The sequence below is a fragment of the Pseudoalteromonas sp. SR41-7 genome, from assembly GCF_014163935.1.
GTDB classification, from domain to species: domain Bacteria; phylum Pseudomonadota; class Gammaproteobacteria; order Enterobacterales; family Alteromonadaceae; genus Pseudoalteromonas; species Pseudoalteromonas distincta.
Window position 1 is genome coordinate 322021 of sequence record NZ_JACJEF010000002.1, and the last position, 23324, is coordinate 345344.

Annotated in this window: 21 protein-coding genes; 11 read left to right on the forward strand and 10 right to left on the reverse strand. The window is 38.9% G+C overall.

Going from position 1 to position 23324, the window contains the following annotated elements; all coding sequences use genetic code 11:
- Positions 1-46: 46 nt before the first annotated feature.
- The 5 genes from H5092_RS04200 (at position 47) to csrA (ending at position 5414) form a co-directional block, all read left to right on the forward strand.
- The gene (locus tag H5092_RS04200; RefSeq protein ID WP_024595741.1) at positions 47-835 is read left to right on the forward strand and encodes a BPSS1780 family membrane protein; all 789 of its coding nucleotides are present in this window, start codon (positions 47-49) and stop codon (positions 833-835) included.
- The gene (locus tag H5092_RS04205; RefSeq protein ID WP_002961933.1) at positions 835-1287 is read left to right on the forward strand and encodes a regulatory protein RecX; all 453 of its coding nucleotides are present in this window, start codon (positions 835-837) and stop codon (positions 1285-1287) included. Before H5092_RS04200 ends, H5092_RS04205 begins: the two co-directional genes overlap by 1 nt.
- A gap of 19 nt (positions 1288-1306) precedes the next feature.
- Complete coding sequence (gene alaS, locus H5092_RS04210; protein WP_182732947.1) at positions 1307-3907, forward strand: alanine--tRNA ligase; 2601 nt, start codon at positions 1307-1309, stop codon at positions 3905-3907.
- A gap of 6 nt (positions 3908-3913) precedes the next feature.
- Positions 3914-5131 (forward strand): aspartate kinase, encoded by a 1218-nt coding sequence (locus tag H5092_RS04215; protein ID WP_182732948.1) that lies wholly within the window; start codon positions 3914-3916, stop codon positions 5129-5131.
- Between the two features lie 91 nt (positions 5132-5222).
- The gene (csrA, locus tag H5092_RS04220) at positions 5223-5414 is read left to right on the forward strand and encodes a carbon storage regulator CsrA (RefSeq protein WP_004587515.1); all 192 of its coding nucleotides are present in this window, start codon (positions 5223-5225) and stop codon (positions 5412-5414) included.
- Between the two features lie 50 nt (positions 5415-5464).
- On the opposite strand, the gene H5092_RS04225 is transcribed toward csrA, so the two are convergent.
- The 3 genes from H5092_RS04225 to H5092_RS04235 form a co-directional block, all read right to left on the reverse strand.
- Positions 5465-5932 carry a YcxB family protein gene (locus H5092_RS04225; RefSeq protein WP_182732949.1) on the reverse strand — a complete coding sequence of 156 codons (468 nt, stop codon included), beginning with the start codon at positions 5930-5932 and terminating at the stop codon, positions 5465-5467.
- Between the two features lie 134 nt (positions 5933-6066).
- Positions 6067-6258 (reverse strand): hypothetical protein, encoded by a 192-nt coding sequence (locus H5092_RS04230; protein WP_002961938.1) that lies wholly within the window; start codon positions 6256-6258, stop codon positions 6067-6069.
- A 58-nt stretch (positions 6259-6316) separates the two neighbouring features.
- Entirely contained in the window at positions 6317-6490 is a 174-nt protein-coding gene (locus H5092_RS04235) for a DUF1328 domain-containing protein (RefSeq protein ID WP_002961939.1), read from the reverse strand.
- A gap of 519 nt (positions 6491-7009) precedes the next feature.
- On the opposite strand from H5092_RS04235, the gene H5092_RS04240 reads away from it, so the two are divergent.
- The 4 genes from H5092_RS04240 to H5092_RS04255 all read left to right on the forward strand — a co-directional run bounded on the left by H5092_RS04240 (position 7010) and on the right by H5092_RS04255 (position 11307).
- A complete protein-coding gene (locus H5092_RS04240) occupies positions 7010-7255 on the forward strand; it encodes an OadG family protein (protein WP_182732950.1) in 246 nt (81 codons plus the stop codon).
- A gap of 11 nt (positions 7256-7266) precedes the next feature.
- The gene (oadA, locus tag H5092_RS04245) at positions 7267-9048 is read left to right on the forward strand and encodes a sodium-extruding oxaloacetate decarboxylase subunit alpha (protein WP_024597682.1); all 1782 of its coding nucleotides are present in this window, start codon (positions 7267-7269) and stop codon (positions 9046-9048) included.
- 13 nt (positions 9049-9061) lie between these two features.
- Positions 9062-10192, forward strand: a complete 1131-nt coding sequence (locus H5092_RS04250) for a sodium ion-translocating decarboxylase subunit beta (RefSeq protein WP_002961942.1) — start codon at positions 9062-9064, stop codon at positions 10190-10192.
- Positions 10193-10335: 143 nt separating this feature from the next.
- A complete protein-coding gene (locus tag H5092_RS04255; protein WP_024597683.1) occupies positions 10336-11307 on the forward strand; it encodes an aldo/keto reductase family oxidoreductase in 972 nt (323 codons plus the stop codon).
- Between the two features lie 260 nt (positions 11308-11567).
- Here the strand turns inward: H5092_RS04255 and H5092_RS04260 are convergent, their stop codons facing one another.
- Positions 11568-12881: a peptidoglycan DD-metalloendopeptidase family protein gene (locus H5092_RS04260; RefSeq protein WP_182711831.1), complete on the reverse strand. Its 1314-nt coding sequence runs from the start codon at positions 12879-12881 to the stop codon at positions 11568-11570.
- 323 nt (positions 12882-13204) lie between these two features.
- On the opposite strand from H5092_RS04260, the gene tyrS reads away from it, so the two are divergent.
- Positions 13205-14404 (forward strand): tyrosine--tRNA ligase, encoded by a 1200-nt coding sequence (gene tyrS / locus H5092_RS04265; protein WP_007585427.1) that lies wholly within the window; start codon positions 13205-13207, stop codon positions 14402-14404.
- Between the two features lie 64 nt (positions 14405-14468).
- On the opposite strand, the gene H5092_RS04270 is transcribed toward tyrS, so the two are convergent.
- The 4 genes from H5092_RS04270 to folE2 form a co-directional block, all read right to left on the reverse strand.
- On the reverse strand, positions 14469-15413 hold the full coding sequence (locus H5092_RS04270; RefSeq protein ID WP_002962555.1) for a regulatory signaling modulator protein AmpE: 945 nt from the start codon (positions 15411-15413) through the stop codon (positions 14469-14471).
- On the reverse strand, positions 15414-16121 hold the full coding sequence (mtnN, locus tag H5092_RS04275; RefSeq protein WP_024597687.1) for a 5'-methylthioadenosine/S-adenosylhomocysteine nucleosidase: 708 nt from the start codon (positions 16119-16121) through the stop codon (positions 15414-15416).
- 122 nt (positions 16122-16243) lie between these two features.
- Complete coding sequence (locus tag H5092_RS04280; protein WP_002962552.1) at positions 16244-16840, reverse strand: DUF2726 domain-containing protein; 597 nt, start codon at positions 16838-16840, stop codon at positions 16244-16246.
- A 115-nt stretch (positions 16841-16955) separates the two neighbouring features.
- Positions 16956-17876 (reverse strand): GTP cyclohydrolase FolE2, encoded by a 921-nt coding sequence (folE2, locus tag H5092_RS04285; protein ID WP_002962551.1) that lies wholly within the window; start codon positions 17874-17876, stop codon positions 16956-16958.
- Between the two features lie 231 nt (positions 17877-18107).
- Here folE2 and arcB point away from each other — a divergent pair, with 231 nt between their 5' ends.
- Positions 18108-20426, forward strand: a complete 2319-nt coding sequence (gene arcB, locus H5092_RS04290) for an aerobic respiration two-component sensor histidine kinase ArcB (RefSeq protein WP_182732951.1) — start codon at positions 18108-18110, stop codon at positions 20424-20426.
- A 16-nt stretch (positions 20427-20442) separates the two neighbouring features.
- Here arcB and arcA read toward each other — a convergent pair whose 3' ends face one another.
- A complete protein-coding gene (gene arcA, locus H5092_RS04295) occupies positions 20443-21159 on the reverse strand; it encodes a two-component system response regulator ArcA (RefSeq protein WP_002962549.1) in 717 nt (238 codons plus the stop codon).
- Positions 21160-21666: 507 nt separating this feature from the next.
- Positions 21667-23271, reverse strand: a complete 1605-nt coding sequence (locus H5092_RS04300) for a sensor histidine kinase (protein WP_182671521.1) — start codon at positions 23269-23271, stop codon at positions 21667-21669.
- Positions 23272-23324 lie beyond the last annotated feature (53 nt).

Sequence of the window (23324 nt, forward strand, 5' to 3'; positions counted from 1 at the left end):
ACGCCAAGTTATACTTGGCGTGTTTCGTTTTAAATTAAGAGCAAGTATGTCTACACAATTACGAATTTTTAAAGCCGATGCAGGTCTAAAGTGGTTAAAAGCCGGGTGGCTTATTTTTAAAACCCAGCCAGCAACCTTTATTTTTATGCATTTATTTATTGGCATTGTAGGGCTGCTGTCTTTATTTTTACCGCTGCTGCAAGTAGTAGCAGCACTCGCTACGCCATTTTTAACAGCAGGGTTTTACCAAGCGGTGCTTAGTAAGCAACAGGGCGGAAAAATTATGCTAGCCGATATTCTCAAGCCATTTACGGCTAAAGGAAATCGTTTAGGGTTATTACGCTTAGCACTTTACCAAATGGGTGCGGGTATTTTAATGGCGTTACTTGCTAATGGCTTATTTGCCGATGCAGTGGCTGTTATGAGCCAACCAGGACTTGATCCAAACGTAGCACTTGAACAAATGCTTGAGAGTATTTCGGGCGCGAATGTAATTTTATTTTTTATGGCAATGCTAATTTATTTAACGGCATTTGCGTACGCTGTGCCACTTGTTTATTTTAGTAAAGAAACACGCATTTTAACGGCGCTTAAAAAATCGTTAATGGTGTTTTATCATAACATTTTGCCACTTGGCGTTTTTGGCCTTATTTGCGCATTATTTATGGCGCTTTCGATGTTCTTATCGTTCTTACCACTGTTGATTTTAATGCCGATTTGCTACATTAGCTTTTTTGTATCTTATCAAGCCATTTTTATGCCTGTTGTACCATTAAGTGACGACATTAATGTTAAGCCACTTAGCAGTGAAACAAGCGGACGTTTTGACGCTTAATGGATGATAAATTAAAGCAAAAACTAAAAAACTATGTACTTTGGTTACTAGGGCGCCAAGAATATTCGCGTCGTGAGTTAACGCTCAAATTACAGCAAAAAGAAGCGACAGAAGAGTTTATTGAAACGCTGCTTGATTGGTGCGAAAAGCACAATTTTATTAACGAGCAGCGATACTGTGAAGGCTTTGTAAGAAAACACATATTTAAATGCCACGGGCTTAAGCGAATACAAAGCGAAGCTATGGGCAAAGGGATTGATCGTTCGCTACTTGAAATGGTAGTTGAAGAGCTTGAAATAGATTGGTTTGAGCTTGCGCAGGATGCGTACAATAAAAAATATTCGAATACACCGCCAGATCTCGATTACAAAGATAAAGCTAAGCGCGTGCGCTACTTAATGTATCGGGGTTTTAGCTACGATGAAATTAATTTTGCAATGCAAGCACAGTAAATACAGGTGAGACTTTCAAATGCAGCACATGACTACCGCACAAATTAGGCAACAGTTTTTAGACTTTTTTGCCAGCAAGCAACATCAAATAGTACCTTCTAGCTCGCTTATACCGGGTAACGATGCCACGTTGTTATTTAATAATGCCGGCATGGTGCAATTTAAAGATGTATTTTTAGGCGCAGAAAGCCGCCCTTATACACGTGCGACAAGCTCGCAGCGTTGTGTACGTGCTGGCGGTAAGCATAACGATTTAGAAAACGTAGGCTACACTGCTCGCCACCATACATTTTTTGAAATGTTAGGTAACTTCAGCTTTGGCGATTACTTTAAGCAAGACGCGATTAAGTTTGCGTGGGAGTTTTTAACTGAGGTTGTTAAATTACCTCAAGAAAAACTGCTTGTTACTATTTATCACGATGATGAAGAAGCGTTTGAGTATTGGTCAAAAGATATTGGCTTAAGTGAAGATCGTATTATTCGTATTGCGACCTCAGATAACTTTTGGTCTATGGGCGATACCGGTCCATGTGGTCCGTGTTCTGAAATATTTTATGACCATGGTGAGCATATTTGGGGCGGACCTCCGGGCACTCCAGAGGAAGACGGCGACCGTTTCATCGAAATTTGGAACCTTGTATTTATGCAATACAACCGTCAAAGCGACGGTACAATGTTGCCTCTACCTAAGCAGTCTGTTGATACGGGAATGGGCCTTGAGCGTATTTCTGCAATTTTGCAGGGTGTGCATTCAAACTACGAAATCGATTTATTCCAAGGCTTAATTGCAGCAGCTGCAAGTGTAACTAACGCGCAAGATATGGACGATAAGTCACTACGCGTAGTGGCGGATCATATTCGTTCGTGTGCGTTTTTAATCTCTGACGGTGTTATGCCATCTAACGAAGGGCGTGGCTATGTACTACGTCGTATTATTCGTCGTGCTGTGCGCCACGGTAATAAGTTAGGTGCGCAAGGTTCGTTTTTCTATAAGTTAGTTGCTGCGCTAATTGAGCAAATGGGTCAAGCGTACCCAGAGCTTGCTAAGCAACAAGAAATTATCGAAAAGGTATTACGCATTGAAGAAGAACAGTTTGGTAAAACACTTGAACGTGGCTTAGCTATTTTAGAAGAAAGCTTAAGTGACCTTAAAGGCGATATTATACCGGGCGACTTAGTATTTAAACTTTACGACACGTATGGTTTTCCAGCTGATTTAACGGCCGATGTTGCGCGTGAGCGCCAGATGACGATTGATCATCAAGGCTTTGAAGAGTGCATGGCTGTACAACGTAAAACAGCGCAACAAGCGGGTAAGTTTGGTGCTGATTACAACGAGCAATTAAAATCAGAAAAGCTTACTGAGTTTAAAGGCTACGACAGCACGCACCATAGCGCGACAGTGGTAGAAATTTTTGCCGGTGGCGAAGCTGTTCAGTTATTAGAAGATGGTCAACAAGGTATTGTAGTATTAGACCGCACACCGTTTTATGCTGAATCAGGCGGCCAAACAGGCGACACGGGTACTATTACAGTTGCTGGTGGCGAATTTAATGTTACTAATACCACTAAACTTGGTAATGCTTTTGCTCACCACGGTACTGTACAAGGGCGTATTGGCGTTAACGATAAAGTGGATGCGACTATTGATGATGTACGCCGCGATAGCATTAAGAAAAACCACACAGCTACACATATTTTACACGAAGCACTACGCCAATTATTAGGCGACCATGTAGGCCAAAAAGGCTCACTTGTTCAGCCTGATCGTTTACGTTTTGACTTTTCGCACTTTGAAGCGGTTACAAAAGATGAGCTACGTGAAATTGAGCGTGTAGTTAATGACGAAATTCGTCGTAACTTTGCACTTAATACTGAGCTTATGGCTATTGATGATGCTAAAGCGAAAGGTGCTATGGCGTTGTTTGGCGAAAAGTATGATGACGAAGTACGCGTAGTTACTATTGGTGACTACTCTATTGAGCTTTGTGGTGGTACTCACGTTGAGCGCGCAGGCGATATTGGTTTATTTAAAATAGTATCTGAAAGCGGTATTGCAGCAGGCGTTCGCCGTATTGAAGCGGTAACTGGTGCTGATGCAGTTGCTTATGTTAGCGAGCAAGAGCAACAATTACATGATGTAGCTGCTTTAGTTAAAGGCGATAGCGCATCGGTACTTGAAAAAGTTACTGCGTTACTTGAAAAGTCTAAAGGTCTTGAAAAGCAAATTGCGCAACTTAACGATAAGTTAGCAAGTGCAGCTGGCGCGTCTTTACTTGACTCGATTGTTGAAATTAACGGCGTTAAGCTACTTGTAGCAAACGTTGAAGGTACTGAATCTAAAGCGCTTCGCGGTATGGTTGACGACCTTAAAAACAAAATTGGCTCAGGTGTTATTGCACTGGGTGTTGCCAGTGGCGACAAAGTAAGCCTAATTGCTGGTGTAACTAAAGACTTAACAGGCAAAGTAAAAGCCGGTGAGTTAGTTAACCACATGGCAGGCCAAGTAGGTGGTAAAGGTGGCGGCCGTCCAGATATGGCACAAGCCGGTGGTAGTGAGCCACAAAACCTTGCTGCTGCACTAGATAGCGTTACAGCTTGGTTAACTGAGCGTACTTAAGCCTAAGTGGCGCTTATTGTTCAAAAATTCGGTGGCACTTCGGTCGGCTCAATAGAGCGAATTGAAGCGGTCGCCGACCTTGTTGTAAAAACCAGACAACAAGGACATCAAGTGGTTGTGGTGCTCTCGGCTATGTCGGGAGAAACCAACCGCTTAATTAATCTCGCCAAACAAATTGATACTCGCCCGAGTAGCCGTGAACTAGATGTACTTATTAGCACCGGAGAGCAGGTTTCTGTATCACTACTTGCTATGGCTATTATAAAACGTGGCCACTCTGCTGTGAGCCTATTAGCCGATCAAGTCAATATTTTAACCGATAACATGTTTGGTAAAGCTCGTATTGCAGAGGTTGCTGCTACGCGTTTAAAGCATGAGCTTGAGCATAATCGTATTGCTATTATTGCTGGGTTTCAGGGGCGTGATGTTGAGGGCAACATTACAACGCTTGGGCGCGGCGGCACAGATACATCGGCTGTAGAAATAGCAGCGGCTATAAAAGCTGACGAATGCCAGATCTATACAGACGTTGACGGCGTATATACTACAGATCCTCGTGTTGAACCTAACGCGTGCAGAATGAGCCAAGTTACCTTTGCCGAAATGCTAGAACTGGCAAGTTTAGGGGCGAAAGTTTTGCATATTCGCTCAGTAGAAGCCGCAGGAAAACATAATGTGCCACTTAGGGTGCTTTCGAGTTTTAATCCCGATGAAGGTACATTAATAAGTTTTGAGGAGAACGATATGCCAAGCAAGGTTGTATCGGGGATTGCGTTTAATCGTGACGAATGTTTAATTAAGGTACAAGGTGTGCCAACGGGCACGCAATATCTTTCAAAAATATTGAAACTTTTTGCCGAAAATGGCATCGAAATAGATATGATTAATCAAGTTAATCATAACTTTGAAAAAATAGACTATGCTTTTACTGTGCACTCGAATGATTATCTGCAAGCACTTGAATTATTGAGTGAAGATCAAGCTCAGCTCAGTGCTCAAAATATAAGCGGGTTGCAAGCAGTAGCTAAAGTTTCTGCTGTTGGCATGGGTATGAAATCACATTCTGGTGTCGCTAGTTTATTTTTTGATGCATTAGCGCAGGAAAATATTAATGTGGTTTTAGTCTCGACTTCAGAGATTAAAATTTCAGTTTTAATAGATGAAAAGTACTTAGAGTTGGCTGTTCGTGCATTACACAAGGCATTTTTAACAGAAAATGGATAGATTGCGAGTTTTTACTTACTTTTCAGTCTAATTTTCATTAGTATGTTTAAGCGGAATCTTATAATTTTTATTGGAACATGGGAGCAAGAGAATGCTAATACTAACTCGTAGAGTAGGTGAAACCCTAATGATTGGTGACGAAGTAACAGTTACTGTTCTAGGTGTTAAAGGAAATCAAGTTCGAATCGGTGTTAATGCACCAAAAGACGTATCAGTGCATCGTGAAGAGATTTACATGCGCATACAAGCTGAAAAGTCGAACCCTAATCCGGGCAATGCTTAATCAACACGTATACGTAGTTGAGTAATTAACTCAACTAGACTAAAAGCCACTCACTGAGTGGCTTTTTTGTTTATAAAAGCGAGTGTTTCAGGATTAAGTATTTGTTTTGATATGTACTGCATACCACTTTTATTTTTAATAATAATACCTTGCTGGGTGTCTATTACTTCGCTTATATTTTGCCATTCTAATTTATAGCTTTTGTAATGATTAGCAGATTTAATACCTTCTTCATCAAAGGTAAGTGTTACCTCAGAGCCTGATGCTCTGCTGAGCATTTGTCTGGTTACCCACCATGGTCTGCGATAGTAAAAAGCGACGCATTCGAGTACCGCTAACATGATCATAAACGATCCTAAGTAATGATCGTCTAAAACATAAATGCCAAATAAACCAAGCGCAACTAGCAACACAAGTAAAAAGTATTTAGGTTTTGCACGTTTACTATAAGGGAGTGACTCATCAAAACACTCGTAAAAGTAGGGTTTATCTAATGTGTAGGTGGTTGTGAATGCCATTTTGCCTTGCTTTAAATATCGTTTTTTTTATTTTAACAAGCTAACTGCTAAATGAGCAGCTTTATAGTTAGTGATTTTATTACTGGCACAAAAAAACGGCTCGAAAGCCGTTTTTTTTAGCGGTACAAGAAGAATTAACAGTTAGTTTCTTCAGCGTTCACGCCTTCTTTAACATTTTCACATGCATCTTCAACAGAGTTTTGCACATCAGTTACTGCTTCGTCGATACGTTCGCCAGCATCTTCTGCATGGTTGTCTTCACAACCCATCATGAAAAAACCTGCAAATACTGCGATTAGTGCTGCTTTTAAAGTTGTAGAGTTCATAGTGTAATTCCTTGTAAGTATTAATTAAATTTTAGTGTTTGTTAGTTGAATGCTTTATCTACCTGGGTGATTTACCACGTAGTGCACCTGAAACTAATGAAATCACTAAAAGTACTAAAAAGATAAAAAATATAATTTTTGCTATACCAGCTGCGGCACCTGCGATGCCACCAAAACCTAACACTGCAGCGATTAAAGCAATAACTAAAAATGTAATTGTCCAGCGTAACATTGTTTTCTCCTTGGTTATCAAATTTGCTCATAATAACTAATGCCAGTTATATGCCAAAGTTTATTTGGTATAAATATCAATTGGTTATGGTTTTTCGCTGTTGTTCTAGTTATTAGTTGGTTAGTAACTTTTACGCTTTGTTATGTAAGTTATTCACACTGTTGCAAATAACTGCTAAATGTTCACTAAATAAACTTATTTTGGTAAGACCAATTAACAATTGATGTGTGGCTTTGCACTTTATATTAAGAATTAGTGTTTATTTTTACTTAGCTTGATAGTTAATTAACAAATTCCATATAACTATTAGCTATAGTCGTTATTTCTTGTATGTATTGTAGAGCGCGTGATTGCTGAGTTATAGCATGTAAATTAATTGAGTGTTATGTTGTTTATTGTTTAATTGGTTTTACCAATTTACAAGATGTAGACAAAGCGATTAGTTTTGTTATTATCCAGTGAATAAATATTTAATTAAATCGATTTTTTATTTTCGATATGGGTTTCAAGGGGAGAAAAATGGATATAGGTGCTCTACTCACAACGGCTGGTAACTTAATGCTTACTGGCATGGTTGGGGTGTTTGTATTTCTGTCGATATTAATTGGTGCAGTAACGCTTATGTCTAATTTGGTGACGCGCTTTAGCGAACCTGACGTGGCGACACCAGTTAAATCACCATCTTTTAAATCTCAAGGTGTGCCTAATGAGCACATCGCTGCTATTAGTGCTGCCATTGCTCAGTACAAATTAAATAATAAATAAGAGGCACACACATGGCTAAATTAAAATTAACAGAATTGGTATTACGCGATGCTCACCAATCATTATTAGCAACGCGTATGCGCCTAGACGATATGCTACCGATTGCTAGCAAATTAGACGATGCGGGTTATTGGTCTATTGAATCGTGGGGCGGTGCTACATTTGACTCGTGTATTCGTTATCTAGGCGAAGATCCTTGGGAGCGTATTCGTGCACTTAAAAAAGCGATGCCTAATACTAAACAGCAAATGCTATTACGCGGTCAAAACTTATTAGGTTACCGCCATTACGCTGATGACGTAGTTGAAAAATTTGTAGAACGTGCACATAAAAATGGCGTTGACGTATTTCGTATATTTGATGCAATGAACGATGTTCGCAATCTAGAAACAGCTATTAAAGCGGCTGTAAAAGTAGGCGCTCACGCTCAAGGTACTATTTCGTACACAGTTAGCCCAGTTCATACACTTGATATGTGGCTAACTCTTGCAAAGCAGCTTGAAGATATGGGTTGTCACTCAATTTGTATTAAAGATATGGCGGGTTTATTAAAGCCGTACGATGCTGAAAAACTAATTAAAGCACTTAAAGAAACTGTATCTATTCCAATTGCTATGCAGTGCCACGCTACAACAGGTTTAAGTACTGCTACTTACCAAAAAGCAATTGATGCTGGTATTGATATGCTCGATACCGCTATTTCATCAATGAGTATGACTTATGGACATTCTGCAACTGAAACTATTGTATCGATAGTTGAAGGGACTGAGCGTGATACTGGGCTTGATTTAAACCACCTAGAAGAAATTGCTGCTTACTTTAGAGATGTACGTAAAAAATATGCGGCATTTGAAGGTAGCTTAAAAGGGGTTGATGGGCGTATTTTACTAGCTCAAGTACCTGGTGGCATGCTTACAAACATGGAAAACCAACTTAAAGAGCAAGGCGCAGCCGATAAGCTTAATGAGGTTTTACTTGAGATCCCACGTGTACGTGAAGATCTTGGCTTTTTACCTTTAGTAACACCAACGTCGCAAATTGTTGGCACTCAAGCGGTACTTAATGTGCTAACGGGTGAGCGTTATAAAACAATTACTAAAGAGACTGCTGGCGTATTAAAAGGTGAATATGGCTTAACACCAGCACCAATGAATAAAGAGCTACAAGAGCGCGTGCTTGATGGAGCGGAAGTTATTACTTGTCGCCCTGCTGATAACATTGCACCTGAGCTTGCAACGCTTGAAGCTGAGTTATTAAAAGAAGCACAAGAGCAAGGTTTAACACTTGCTGATGATCAAATTGATGACGTATTAACTTATGCATTATTCCCACAAGTTGGTTTGAAGTTTATTAAAAACCGCAACAACCCAGATGCATTTGAGCCAGTACCTTCTGTTGAAGATAAAAGCAGTAAAGCACCTTCTAAATCAGTTTCAAATAGTAACAAAGTGAAGGCTGAGCAGTACAGTGTAAAAGTAGATGGTAAAGTTTATGACGTAGTCGTAGCGCAAGGTGGTGAACTTAAAGAAGTAACATTAAAAGACTCTGAGCACATTCCTCAATCTGCTTCGGTTGCATCAGGTGAAACACTTAACGCGCCTCTAGCCGGTAATATTTTTAAGATTAAAGTAAAAGCTGGGCAAGTTGTTAACGAAGGCGATGTAGTGATTATTATGGAAGCCATGAAAATGGAAACTGAAATACGCGCTACGCATACCGGAACAATTGCTGAAGTGTTAGTTAGTGAAGGCGATGCTGTAACTACCGGCGACGCTATGATTGCATTAGCTTAGGAGTAAATAGAGGATGGAAGGTATTTTAAACCTCTGGAATGCGACAGGCATTGCTAACTTTACAATCCCATCGTTAATAATGATTGCGGTAGGGTGTTTATTACTGTTTTTAGCGATAGCTAAAGGCTTTGAACCACTATTATTACTACCTATTGGTTTTGGTGCAATTTTAACAAATGTACCAGTGGCAGGTTTGTCAGACCCAGGTGGGCTTTTGTACTACGTTTATTATGTGGGTATTGATACGGGGATTTTTCCGCTGTTGATATTTATGGGAGTAGGGGCGCTGACCGACTTTAGCGCACTTATTGCAAACCCACGTATGTTGTTATTAGGTGCGGCTGCACAGTTTGGTATTTTTGCTACATTGTTTGGCGCTATATTACTTAACTATGTGCCAGGTTTTGAATTTACTCTACAGGACGCATCGGCTATAGCCATTATAGGTGGTGCCGATGGGCCAACAGCAATATTTTTAGCATCAAAACTGGCACCTGATTTACTAGGCGCAATAGCAGTAGCTGCGTATTCATATATGGCACTTGTGCCAATTATTCAGCCGCCAATTATGCGTGCACTAACAACCCCAGAAGAGCGTAAAATAAAAATGCCAGAGCTTCGCAAAGTATCTAAAAAGGAAAAGATTATTTTTCCACTTATGGTGCTTAGTTTAACGGCTATGTTTTTACCGGCTGCTATACCGCTGGTAGGTATGTTTTGTTTAGGTAACTTAATGCGAGAGTCGGGTGTTGTTGATAGATTAAGTAACAGTGCTCAAAACGAAATCATCAATGTTACAACTATATTTTTAGGCTTAGCTGTTGGTTCAAAGCTTGCTGCAGATAAGTTTTTAACTGTTGAGACGATTGGTATTTTAGTGCTTGGCGCACTGGCTTTTGCAATTGGTACGGCATCTGGCGTATTTATGGCAAAAGGACTTAACCGAATATCTAAAACGCCTATAAATCCATTAATTGGGGCGGCAGGTGTATCGGCTGTGCCAATGGCGGCACGAGTAGTTAATAAAGTTGGCCTTGAAAGTAACCCACATAACTTTTTACTTATGCATGCAATGGGACCCAACGTAGCGGGTGTACTTGGTAGTGCAGTTGCTGCGGGTATTTTATTAGCACTTGTTGGCTAAAAATGTAATTTAAAATAGATTAACCATTAAGCGCAGTTTACTGCGCTTTTTTTTTGTTCTTAATTTGTTCACCGCTAAATGGTTTCTTGTTCAGCACTTTTTGTTTACAGTAACAGCTCTTCAACATTTTAAGGATAGTTATCATGCTTCACACGCCTTTAGCAAAGCACTTGCCTCACGTTAGTAAACTAGTATTTGGATGTATGGGTCTTGGCGGCGGTTGGAATAAAGACGCAATCACTGATGCACATGTTAAGCAAGCTCATGAGTGTATAGATAACGCCATTGAAGGCGGTATTAATTTTTTTGACCATGCTGATATTTATACTTTTGGTAAAGCAGAGCAGGTTTTTGGTAAAGCATTAAGTGAGCGGCCAGAGCTTAGAGAGCACATGTATATTCAATCTAAGTGTGGGATTCGATTTGAAGATGACTTAGGGCCAAAGCGCTATGATTTTTCCCCAAAGTGGATTGAGCAATCAGTTGAAGCATCATTAAAACGATTAAATACAGACTATTTAGACGTACTTATGCTGCATCGCCCTGATCCACTCATGGAAGTTAACGAAATTGCTCGTATATTTAGTTGCTTAAAAGAAAGCGGTAAAGTGCGCAATTTTGCAGTATCGAATATGCAGCAGCACCAAATGAACTTTTTACAGCACGCACTTGATATGCCGATTGTGGCTAACCAAATTGAGGCTAGTTTACAAAAACATCAGTTTGTTGATGAAGGTGTATATGCCGGTAACAGTGACGGTAAAGATCTTAATTTTACACCAGGTAGTATTGAGTACTGTCGACATTTTGAAATCCAAATTCAAAGCTGGGGTAGTTTATGCCAAGGCTTGTACAGCGGTAGTGATTTATCAAACGCATCTCAGGCAGATATAAACACCAGTCTTTTAGTTAATAAGCTGGCTGCACTTTATGAAACCTCTGCTGAGGCAATTGTACTTGCATGGTTGCTTCGCCATCCCGCATCTATTCAGCCAATTATTGGAACAACTAATGCTAAACGGATTAAAGCCTCTTGTGATGCTGTAAACGTAGAGCTAACTCGTGAGCATTGGTATGCACTTTATGTAAGCGCTAAAGGCCACGAATTACCATAAGTAGGGCGTTAATATGAACATATTCGTTATTTTAATTGGTTTGTTGCGCTGGCGATACTTATACCATTACTTGAAAAATATCAAAGTAAAATAGGGCTTGATGGCGCAACCAAATACAGTAAATATATTTGGCCGCTAGTGATGGTATCTTTAGTTATTCAGCTCATTTATGTATTAATGAATTGATGGTTTATAGCGTATACAAAAAAGCCTTTGCGGATTTAACCTGCAAAGGCTTTTTTAATGTTTATTAATAAGCTTTATTTTAGTGCTAACTGTAGCTCGCGATTGCGCTCAAGTTGGGCAATAAAGTTATCTGCAATCGGTTTAAACTTAGCAAGTTCTGAGCGAGGTAATGGCTCTGACTTAGGAAGCTTAACGGTTTTAGGATTACGATGAACGCCATTTACTAAAAACTCATAGTGTAAATGCGCCCCAGTAACACGACCAGTAGAACCTACAGTACCAATTTGTTGGCCCTGTTTAACTTTTTGGCCTGTTTTAACTAGTTTCTTATTTAGGTGTAAGTACTTAGTTACATATTGTGTGCCATGGCTGATAAATACGTAGTTACCGTTGTACTTGCTGTAACCCGCTTTAACTACCTTACCGTTACCTGATGCGACTACTGGTGTGCCAGTGCGTGCTGCAAAGTCGATACCACGGTGCGCTCTAACTTGCCCAGTAACAGGATGAAGTCGCTTAGGATTAAAGCTAGAACTAATATACTTAAAGCTTACAGGTGCACGTAAAAATGCTTTTTTCATGCTACGCCCTTCAGGCGTATAAAAATTGCCGTCGGTATGGCGAATCGCTGCAAAGCGCTGACCTTGGTTTACAAATTCAGCGGCAATAATTTTACCGGTACCAATAAACTCGCCATCAACATAATGAGACTCGTAAATTAAGCCAAATACATCGCCTTTACGAATGTCGTTTGCAAAATCAACATCCCAACCAAATATGTCAGCAAAGTTCATTATTTGGCGTTCGCTTAAACCTGCTGCAATTGCTGAAGTCCAAAAATTGTTAGATATTTCGCCGCCAGCGGTTTTGGTTAGCGTTTCAATTTCTTTGCTATCAATAGCTGTATCGTAATTACCTTCTTCGTTTAAGGTAACAAATAAAGTATCGGTTTTTGAAATCACATAGCGCAGTTGAGCTAAGGAGCCATCTTCAGCTGTCGCAAAACTAAGTATTTCACCTGGGTGAATTTTAGTCAGCTTGCGAGTCTCAGCATTAGTGTTAATTAGTTTATGAAGCGTTTGAGCCGAAAAACCAGCACGCTTAAAGATAATTGCTAAATTGTCGCCATTTTTAACTTTATGATCGACAAAGTCGTATTCTGGTAACTTTTCTGCTGCTTGCTCTGAATTTAACTCAGTTAATTTTTCGTTGTTATCAACTTTAACTTGTAACTCATAGCGCTTACCAATTTCTAGTGCATTTGCACTATTGTCTTTGGATGCAGTGGCTTTTTCAGAAGGAAGAAAGGCTAAGCCAACAATAGCAGAAACCAAACCTAGAATAAGCAATTTGTGTTTTTTGGGGAGCGTGTGAACCACGTGAACCATAACGTGCCTTTTTCTGCTGTCAAGATAATAAATACATAATATTGCAGGATATACTTAATAATGTACGAATACTAGTGTTTTGTAGATTTAAACTGACCTTAAACTACGCTAAAATCGGGCTTAGAAAGCCTTTTTTAACGCTCTACCTAGCTAAGACTCAATTGATTTAGTTTAGTTGCATGAATCACTTAAAAAGTTGTTTTAATTAGGTAGAAATTTGTTATGTTAGCTACATCTATTTATTCGGTTTAAACCTTTATTAAACCGTGACTACGCAAGTAACTAGTCGCCCCTTCGTCGGCAGAATTTTGGAGTAATACACAGTGGATTTACAAACCGCTCTAGCAGAGATAAAACGCGGTGCAGAAGAAATATTAATTGAAGACGAACTAGTTGAAAAACTAAAGTCGGGCAAGAAGCTAAAAATAAAAGCAGGCTTTGATCCTACAGCGCCTGATTTACACTTAGGACACACTGTACTAATTAATAAAATGAAAACCTTTCAGGATTTAGGTCATGAGGTTATTTTCTTAATTGGTGACTTTACTGGCATGATTGGTGACCCAACGGGGAAAAACGTAACGCGTAAACCACTTACTCGTGAAGACGTACTAGCCAATGCCGAAACATATAAAGAACAAGTATTCAAAATTCTAGATCCTGCTAAAACCACTGTTGCATTTAACTCTACTTGGATGGAAAAGTTAGGCGCTGCAGGCATGATTAAACTTGCTGCAAACCAAACCGTAGCACGTATGCTTGAACGTGATGACTTTAAAAAGCGTTATGGAAGCGGCCAACCAATTGCAATTCATGAGTTTTTATATCCACTGGTACAAGGTTGGGATTCGGTTGCACTAGAGTCAGATGTTGAACTAGGTGGTACTGATCAGCGCTTTAACTTGTTAATGGGCCGTGAGCTACAAAAAGTAGAAGGTCAAAAGCCGCAAACAGTATTAATGATGCCATTACTTGAAGGTACTGACGGCGTTCAAAAAATGTCTAAGTCGCTTGGTAACTACATTGGTATTACTGATGCACCTAACGATATGTTTGGTAAAATAATGTCAATTAGTGATGTGCTAATGTGGCGTTACTACGACTTATTAAGTGCGCTTTCTATTGAAGAAATTGCAGCTCAAAAAGAACGTGTTGAGCAAGGTACGAATCCGCGCGATATTAAAATTGAACTAGCTAAAGAGCTAATTGCTCGTTTTCATAGTGAAGCTGATGCACAAGGTGCACATGATGATTTTATTCAGCGTTTTCAGAAAAAAGCGTTACCAGATGAAATCCCAGAGCTAACAATCACTATTGCAGAAGATACTATTTTAATTGCTAACTTGCTTAAAGAAGCAAATTTAGTAGTAAGTACATCAGAAGCAATGCGTATGATTAAGCAAGGTGCAGTTAAACTTAACGGTGAAGATAAAATCACTGATACCAAACTTGAAATAGCAAAAGGCACAACGGCTATTTACCAAGTAGGTAAACGTAAGTTTGCAAACATCACTGTAGCTTAAGCACAGTTTAAAAACTAAAAAACCAGCCTCGGCTGGTTTTTTTTGTGCTCGTATTTTGAGCCCTTTAAATCAATTTTAATATTTCAATGCTGGCTATTACTAACAACCAAAATACACGGGCCTGATTTAACCTATTAATTATTACAGGTACATCCTCGGGTGTAGGTAGTCTATCAGTACCAATACGCATTTTATTAAAGCGAGTACCTAAATAAACTGCAGGCCCGCCCAGCTGCACGCCAAGCGATGCAGAACATGTGCTTAAGAGCCAGCCTGTATTTGTTTGATAAAAATGCCTGCCATAATGCTTTATAAAATGCATGCTTTGTTTGCTTGCTCGACTTGCTGCAATAGTTAAAGCGAGTAAGCGCATGGGAATATATTCAATAATAAACAAGAGTGTTTTAAGCGGTTTTAAAAAGTAACTATTTGGGGGGATATCACTACGCCATGCTTGTTGTATTAAGGTAAGTAACCGATAGGCAAGGGCAGCTATAGGGCCAAATGCTAAAAATATAAATATGACTACGAAATAGTATCGAGCGGTGCGCAGTATTAAGCTCTCAATTAATGCTTTGATAATACCAGCAGATGAAAGTCTATTAACTTCACGGGCAAGCAGTGGCTTTAGTAATTCGCGCGCTGTGGATTTTTGATTTTGTTTAGTTAGCTTTGCAATGCGAAGTGCTTTTTTATCAATGCTCTTACTTTCTAAGCATAAGTATAAAATAAGGCCAGCGAGTAATTCAGGATAAAAAGCAAACTCGAGTAGCAACACTACAATAATGAGAATAACACTTAAAATAAGTGAGCTTGCGAGTATAGCTGCCAAATATTGATAGCTTTTAGGTTCTTTGCTTTTGTATATACGTTTGCCAATAGCACTAAAAACAGCATTTAACGCCGTATTAGGATGATACCAGCTAATAAGGGGAATAAAGCGCTCAGCAAGGAGCGCTAGTATAAAGGCAATAAAGTCCAAGTGATTTTGAACAATATTGCTAAGCATTTACAGAGATACTGCTGTAAGCTTTTCTAAAAGTGCAACAACCATTTTAGATGAGTTGATTGATGCTGTTTCTAGGTATTCTTCAAATGATTGTGGTGACTCTTTACCAGCAATATCAGACATTGAGCGAATTACAACAAATGGTGTGTTTAGCGTAAAACACGTTTGTGCAATTGAAGCGCCTTCCATTTCAACAGCAAGCATTGTAGGAAAATCACTACGTGCTTTATCAATGCGTATAGGGTCACACATAAATGTGTCACCAGTACAAATTAAGCCAACGAGTGTTTTAACATCACTGATTTGTTCGATAGTTTGCTGTGCTGCTTCAACTAATTTAGGGTGTGCTGCAAAGCCTGCCGGCATTTGTGGTACTTGGCCAATTTCGTAGCCAAAAGCAGTTACGTCTACATCGTGGTGACGTACTTCTGACGAAATTACTACATCGCCAACACTAAGAGAAGGATCGAATCCACCGGCTGAGCCTGTGTTAATTATGCAATCAGGTTTGAAGTTATCGATCAGTAAGGTAGTTGCAATAGTTGATGCGACTTTACCAATACCAGATTGAACAAGTGTCACCGTGTTACCAGCCAACTCGCCAGTATAAAAAGTGAAACCTGCTTTAGTTAAAATTTGTGGGTTTTGCATAGCTTCACGTAAAATTTTAACTTCTGGCTCCATTGCGCCAATAATACCAACATTCATAAAGTTTAATTCCTGAGTTTGAATCACTTGATTATACGTGAAGTTAGCAATAAAAAACAAAAAAGCGAGCTTGTTTATGAGCTCGCTTTAAATACTTTTTAGGAGAGTATTTAATTCGTTTTTTAAATTTCAGCTAACGCGGTGGTTTGCGCTTTAGCTTGAGAAGGTGAAAGTACCGCTGGCTTATGTGAGCGATTACGAACAGGGCGCTGAGTTTGTGTTGCTGCAGGCTTACCAAGTTTAAACATAATTGCATCGCGTACTTCAGAAGGGCGGTAGCCCGATTTAACTTTCATACGAATATGTGGAATGCCCGCAGATTCTAGTGCACCGTTTACAAACCAGTCGCGTTGAGCTTTGTGGCCATCTTTGTTGGCATTGTTAACTAGGTCAACAGCAGCAATGATTGTTAGTTTTTCTTTATCGATTAAAACAAAGTCGAGTTGCTTATTTTTAGCTTTAGCTAAAGCAGCACGTTTAGACTTTACTGAAAGGCCTTGCTTACAGTCAATAACGTCGATTAACTTAACGCGACTAACAATTTTATATTGATCGCCTACAGCACGCTCTAAAAGATTTAAAAAAGCGCCTTCAACCTGCGTAAAAACAGTTTGCTTGCGAGTAAAAGGATACGGGTTTCCGCCATCGTCATTAAATTTTGACGCAACAACAGAGGCCCCGACAACTAATACTAGGATTAATAATAAAGCGAATTCCATACGGTAACTCCATAACAACAAATTGACACTGCTCAAACAAAGCAATTTACGTGCCTAAAAAGTATGGGTTATAAAATAATTACCGACTGGTTTACAAGCAATAGCTACACAGCGGTTAAGCTTTGTAGCCTCCTTTAATACCTTTTACTGCAATAGCTACAGCATCGTGTGCATGCAGTGATTCATAGTGGTTTATTTGCAGCCAATAATCACTGTAATTGTTTGCCTCTAGCAATGCTTTAATTTTACGCGCTGCATCTTCACAAAACATAAGGTTTTGACCATTCAAACGGGCAAATTCTTGCTCATCTTCACGTTTTACTGCCGCTTGTACTGGTGTTTTAAGCTCAGCTTCAAGAGTGTTAATTAGCGTAACTACGTCAAATTCTTGAATGTTGCTATCAAGCTTTACTTTTACGTTGGCAATAGAGCGCTGCGAGTGGGGAGTAGCTACAATGCCTTGTGTAGTGCCTAGCCATTCGTGCACATCTTTTTGGCTTAACGTTTCTTGGTTAAACTTTTCGTTAAACGCGTTTTGTATAAGCTGGCGCGCAAGTGCAGCAGAGCATGGGCACGTTGAAGAATAAGTAACATCTACGGTTAGCTCGTAGCTAATAACGTTATTTTCAATTGTACTGGTAAGTACAACTGGGTAGCTTTTCCAGCCCGCTTTACCACTTAATAGTGACTTACGGCGTAGCGGTAATTCAAATTTAAATTCAATTTGTGCTTTATCGCTCAGCCCTTCGTGGCTAGTTATAAAGGTATCGAGTGCTTGCGCTATCGTTTGCGGATTGACTTGCTGCTCGGTTGAAAGCAGATCAAGTGCCAAAAATAGACGTGACATATGAATGCCTTTGGCATCTTCTTTATGTAAATTTACAAATGCACGCGCTTTGGCGTTTACTGTAACTGGAGATAAGTCTCGGGATTCAAAAATAAATGGCAGTTCTATTTCGCCCATGCCAACCCAGTCTAATTTACCTGTTTGTAAAGCGGGTGCAGTGTCTGCTATATCTGGCATATTGGTTTGCATGTGCGCTACTCGTATTTTGGGGATAATAAAGCGGGGCATTTTACACTAAATAATTTATTGCTGAAATGATGAGTTTAATAGATGAGCTAAATCAAACATGAAAAATTCTGTTTTTATCGCACAACGTGAGTAGTGGTAGGAGAAAAATGCTAAAATCTGGGAAAATGGTATGTTTATACATACGCATTGCCTTCTTTATATTAAGTACACAGCTAAGAGATAAAATTACGTATGACCGATTATTCTTTGAGCCCTTGGGCTCGGGTACTTTCCAGCTCAATAACGCGATTTGGTGAATTTAAAACCGCTGCTATTTGTTACACTTTATTTTTAACTGTATCTCTTATTTTATCGAGCATGTTTTATTATGTGGCGATAGGCGAATTACACCTGGTTGATATTTTAGCCGTGGTATTTTTTACGGCTGTGGTTTCTCCTTTAATTATAAGTGTGTTGCTTAATTCAATTCGACAACTAGATGCCTCATATGCTTATTTAGACAGCGCCACCAAGCAAGAAAAGCTTTTAAATCAAACCCTAAAAGATAACATTAACCGTCTAAACATCGAAATTGATGAGCGTAAAATGGCATTTCATGCCAAGCACCGCGCTATCGAAGAACTACGACGAGAAATTGCTGAGCGTAAAAAAACACAACAAGAACTTGCTCAACAAAGCATGCTGCAGCGCTCAATAGTTGATTCATCTCCTGATTTATTTTATTACCGCGATAACAATGGCGTGTTTGCCGGTTGTAATAAAATGTTTGAAGAAGTAATGGGTAAATCAAGTAGCGAACTAATTGGCAAAACGGTTGAACAAATATTTCCTAGTCACTTTTTATCTGAAGTTTTGAAAACCGATAAAGAAGTAGAGCAAAGCCATAAAGCACTAACCATTGATGTGGGCTATGAAGTAAATGGCGAAACGCGTTGGTTTGAGCTGCGTAAATTACCTTTTATAAATGATGAAGGGGATTACATTGGTCTACTGGGCTTTGGTCGTGATATCACAAGTCGTAAGGAGGCCGCTCAAGCGCTCGAAACGGCTTATAAAGACAAAGGTAAGTTTATTGCCACATTAAGCCATGAACTACGTACACCGCTCAATGGTATTGTTGGTTTAACACGAATGCTGCTTGATACTGACTTAAACAAACAGCAGCGTAGTTGGGGTAATACTATATTTTCGAGTGCTGAAACGCTCGGCAATATTTTTAACGATATTATTGATTTAGACAAAATAGATAGAGATCAGCTCGATATAGTGACCAACTCTATTAACGTATCAGACTTTATAAATGACGTTGTTAACTTTGCGGGCTTAATCGCGGAGCAAAAAGAGCTAGAGTTTGATATTAAGCGCAATGGGGTGCTGGATATTTACGCACAGCTCGACCCAACTCGCTTACGCCAAGTTGTTTGGAACTTAATTAATAATGCCGTTAAGTTTACACAGCAAGGAAAGGTAACACTTGAATGTAGCCGAGAAAACAGAGTTGAAGGCCCATGGTTAGTTATGAAAGTATCGGATACCGGCCAAGGTATTCCGCCAGAGCAGCTTGCTCATATATTTGATATGTATTACAAAGCGCCAGATTTAAAAGGGACTAACGCAATAGGTTCCGGTATTGGTTTGGCTGTAACTAAGGCACTTGTAAGTGCGATGAAAGGGATAATTACAGTAAATAGTACTGAGGGCGAAGGAAGTTGCTTTACAGTTCAAATACCGCTTAATTTATGTGTAGCACCAACAGAGCAAAGTTATGTTGGTCGTGGTTTGTATATTTTACTAGTAGAAGATGTACCTCTTAACGCCGAAATTGCTACAAACTTATTAGAGCAACGCGGGCATGAGGTGTTGTGGGCTGAAACCGGTGAAGATGCACTCTCGTTTGTCGAAACCGAAGATGACTTAGATTTAGTATTACTTGATATGCAATTGCCTGATATAAATGGTGACGTAGTTGCCAAGCAAATACGCTCAGATAGTCACTTTGATAAATTACCCATTGTAGCGCTAACGGCCAATGTTCGTAGTGCTGAAGAAGAGCTTGAAGGTATATCAATACAAGGGGCGCTTGCTAAACCAATTAACACAGTGAAGCTTGATAAAATGCTGGCTGATTTATTTGGAATTAAGCAAAGTGAATGCACAGAGCCACTGTTAAAAGTAAGTGAAGAAGCCCTTAAAGGCATTGATGCACACTTATTAGATATAGAAACAATAGAAGACTTTGTCAATTCAATGGGCTTAGTTGTGTTTAGACGCAGTAGTCAGCTATTCGAAAAACTAAGTCCACAATATCAGCAAGAGTTACTTACTTCATTAAATACTGGTGATAGAGAAGAATATGAATCAGTAGCGCATAAACTCAAAGGGGCGGCTGGCTCAGTAGGTCTTAATGACGTGCAGCTTCATGCCAAAATAATGGAACATGGTGCGATTGATGAATCTGATGAGGTGTTAAAGCAGTGGTTAGATATTCTGGCAGATAAAATAAATGAAGGACAAAAAGCCCTTCATTTATTTTTACAGCAATTAGAGTAAAACTAATTAGCTCTAATTAAGCGTCAATTTTACCAATGAAACGGTAACCTTCACCATGGATGGTGCTGATTAACTCAGACGTTGAGTTATCACTTTCAAAATGCTTACGAATGCGACGGATAGTAACGTCAACAGTACGGTCATTTGCGCGAAGCTCACGGCCTGTCATATGCTTAATTAATTGCTCACGGCTAAAAATACGACCTGGAGAATCAAGCATTAAACGAAGTGCTCTGTACTCACCTTTAGGTAAACGCTTAGCGTCGCCATTTGGAGAAGTAAGACAACGGCTGTTTTCATCAAGTTCCCAACCATTAAACGTAATAACACCATTTGTTTCTAGTGCTGACTCTTCGCCACCTAAGGCAGTACGAGTAATAAGGTTGCGAGCTCTGATAGTTAATTCACGCGGGTTGAACGGTTTAGTGACGTAGTCATCTGCGCCAATTTCAAGACCTAAAATACGGTCAACATCGTTATCACGACCAGTTAGGAATATAAGACCTACTTTACGCTTTTGGCGTAATTCACGGGCTAAAATAAGACCGTTTTTACCAGGAAGGTTGATATCCATAACTACAAGATTAACGTCATCGTTATTTGTAAGCTTGTCATGCATATCATCGCCATCAATGGCTTCAATAACTTTGTACCCTTCAGCTTCAAATAAACTAACTAGGTTCAGTCGAGTTACGTCTTCATCTTCTACGATTAGAATGACTGGCGTTTGCATTATTAATTAACCTTTTGGAATATATTATTTATAAAAAATCGGTGACTAATTTATAACCGATTACTAGAGATTATAGGATTATACCCATTTGTTAACAAGGAAAAAACAAATTGGATAAAAATAAAACAGTAGGGTGTCCAAAGTCTACTAAAAAAGGGCAGTGCAAAAACTACTGTTTAATTGATATATACATGGATGTAGCTATTTGAATCATAAAGTCGAAGCCATTTTCCTTTGATAATTGACATATCATTCAATTAAACAAGGTACTTAAAATAATCAGACTAATTCAAAGCAAAACTATATCACTTTTTAACCTTTTAACCTTTTAACCTTTCATCAATGTATGTGATACAGCAAAGATAAAAAAGTTCATAAATCGCTTGGTAATATTTATTTAAAGCAATTAAATAATGTTACGCACTTATCACATGCCTCATTAATGAGGTCATTAAATGCTAATTCAAGGATAAATTTTAAATATATGCACTTTTTAATGATCTTTATTTAAGGAATAGTAATTATAAAGCGAGCACCGCGTTTTTCTTCAAGATCAAACATCACTCTTCCGCCAAGTGCTTGTGTTACTAGGTTATAAACTAAGTGCATGCCTAAGCCACTTGCGCCTTGCCCGCGCTTTGAAGTTACAAATGGGTCAAAAATTCTATTTTTAATATTTTTGTCAACGCCCTGACCATTGTCAGAATAAACGATTGTTAATTTTTTCCCGACGAGTTCTACGTCAAAGCGAATTTCATTGTTTTCTTTACCTATAAATCCATGAATTACAGAGTTCATAAGTAACTGCTGAAAAACTTGTTGTAGAGGTTCAGACTTACTATGAATAGCCAAGTCGGTCGGACAGTTAATAGTTACAACAGGCTTTTTGGGCAATAATTCAGATTGAATCGACGTTAAAACATCACTTATTAATTTGTGCACATTAATATAGGTATTTACACCGTCATCTTGAATAACCGCTACCTTTTTAAAGTTAGATATAAGGTCAGCTGCACGATTTAAGTTGCGGTAAATTAAATCTAAGTTTTCAATACCTTCATCTATAAAGCGTTTTAGATGGCTTGAGGTTAGTTTTTTGTCATCAAAGCTTTGCTGTATGTCTGCTAGTTTATCTCTAAGTAACGTAGAACCGGTAATACCTAGCCCTATTGGTGTGTTAACTTCATGGGCAACACCTGCAACCATTTGCCCTAAAGATGCCATTTTTTCGTTTTCAACAATTTGTGTTTGGTATTGATGCATCCGCTCAAGAGTTGATAAAAGCTCTTGATTTGCCTCTCTAAGGGCGATTGTTCGTTGGTTTACTTTTTCTTCAAGGCTTAGGTTTAGTTGTTTGATTTCTTGCTTATCTTTTTCGTGGCGTTCAAGTTGTTTTTTTGTACGCGTAAGCATGATATTTAAACTATTTGAAAGAGCACTTATTTCTTTTACATCAGTTACTGGTGCGCGTGCATCGTAGTTATGATTTTTAGACACATCCTGCAATAACATGCTTAATTGCTCTATTGGCTTAGCTATACGTCGTTGAACTTTAATAGCAATAAAGTAAACAACCGCCAGAATTAATAATGTTAATAACACGTCTATTAATATTTTTCTCTCAATATAAACCTCTAAACTCTCGAGGCTTCCTCGCATATACACATAACCTACTACTTGTTCGTTATCGTAAATAGGGCGGGTTAGCTCAATATGGTCACTGGTAATTCGTGGTGTTTTTAGCTCTTCTACACTGTCTATTCTCAGTGGCACAGGAGGTGTTTTTTTAGCATTAAAGCTAATAAAGAAAACAGGCTTTTGGGATGCTTTTTCTATTGAGTAAATATGTATGTTTTTTACAAGAGGGATCTTTTCAAATGACTTGAGGCGTTTTTCTTCTGTTTTACGATCATCTTCAATTACCGATTGCCCAGCATCAAAAGCTACAATTTCAGAAAGAATAACAAGCTTATTAACTATTAATTGCTTTTGTTCTTTCACGCTTAAATACGTAGAGATAGAAATAGATAACGATAAGCAAATAGCTGTAATAAGCATGATCAAATTAATGAGTGCTTTTCGAATGCTACTTTGATGAACTTTTTTAGGCATTATTTCATTATCGCCTGAGTTAATTTTAATTATTTAGAGTTTTAGTTTAGCAA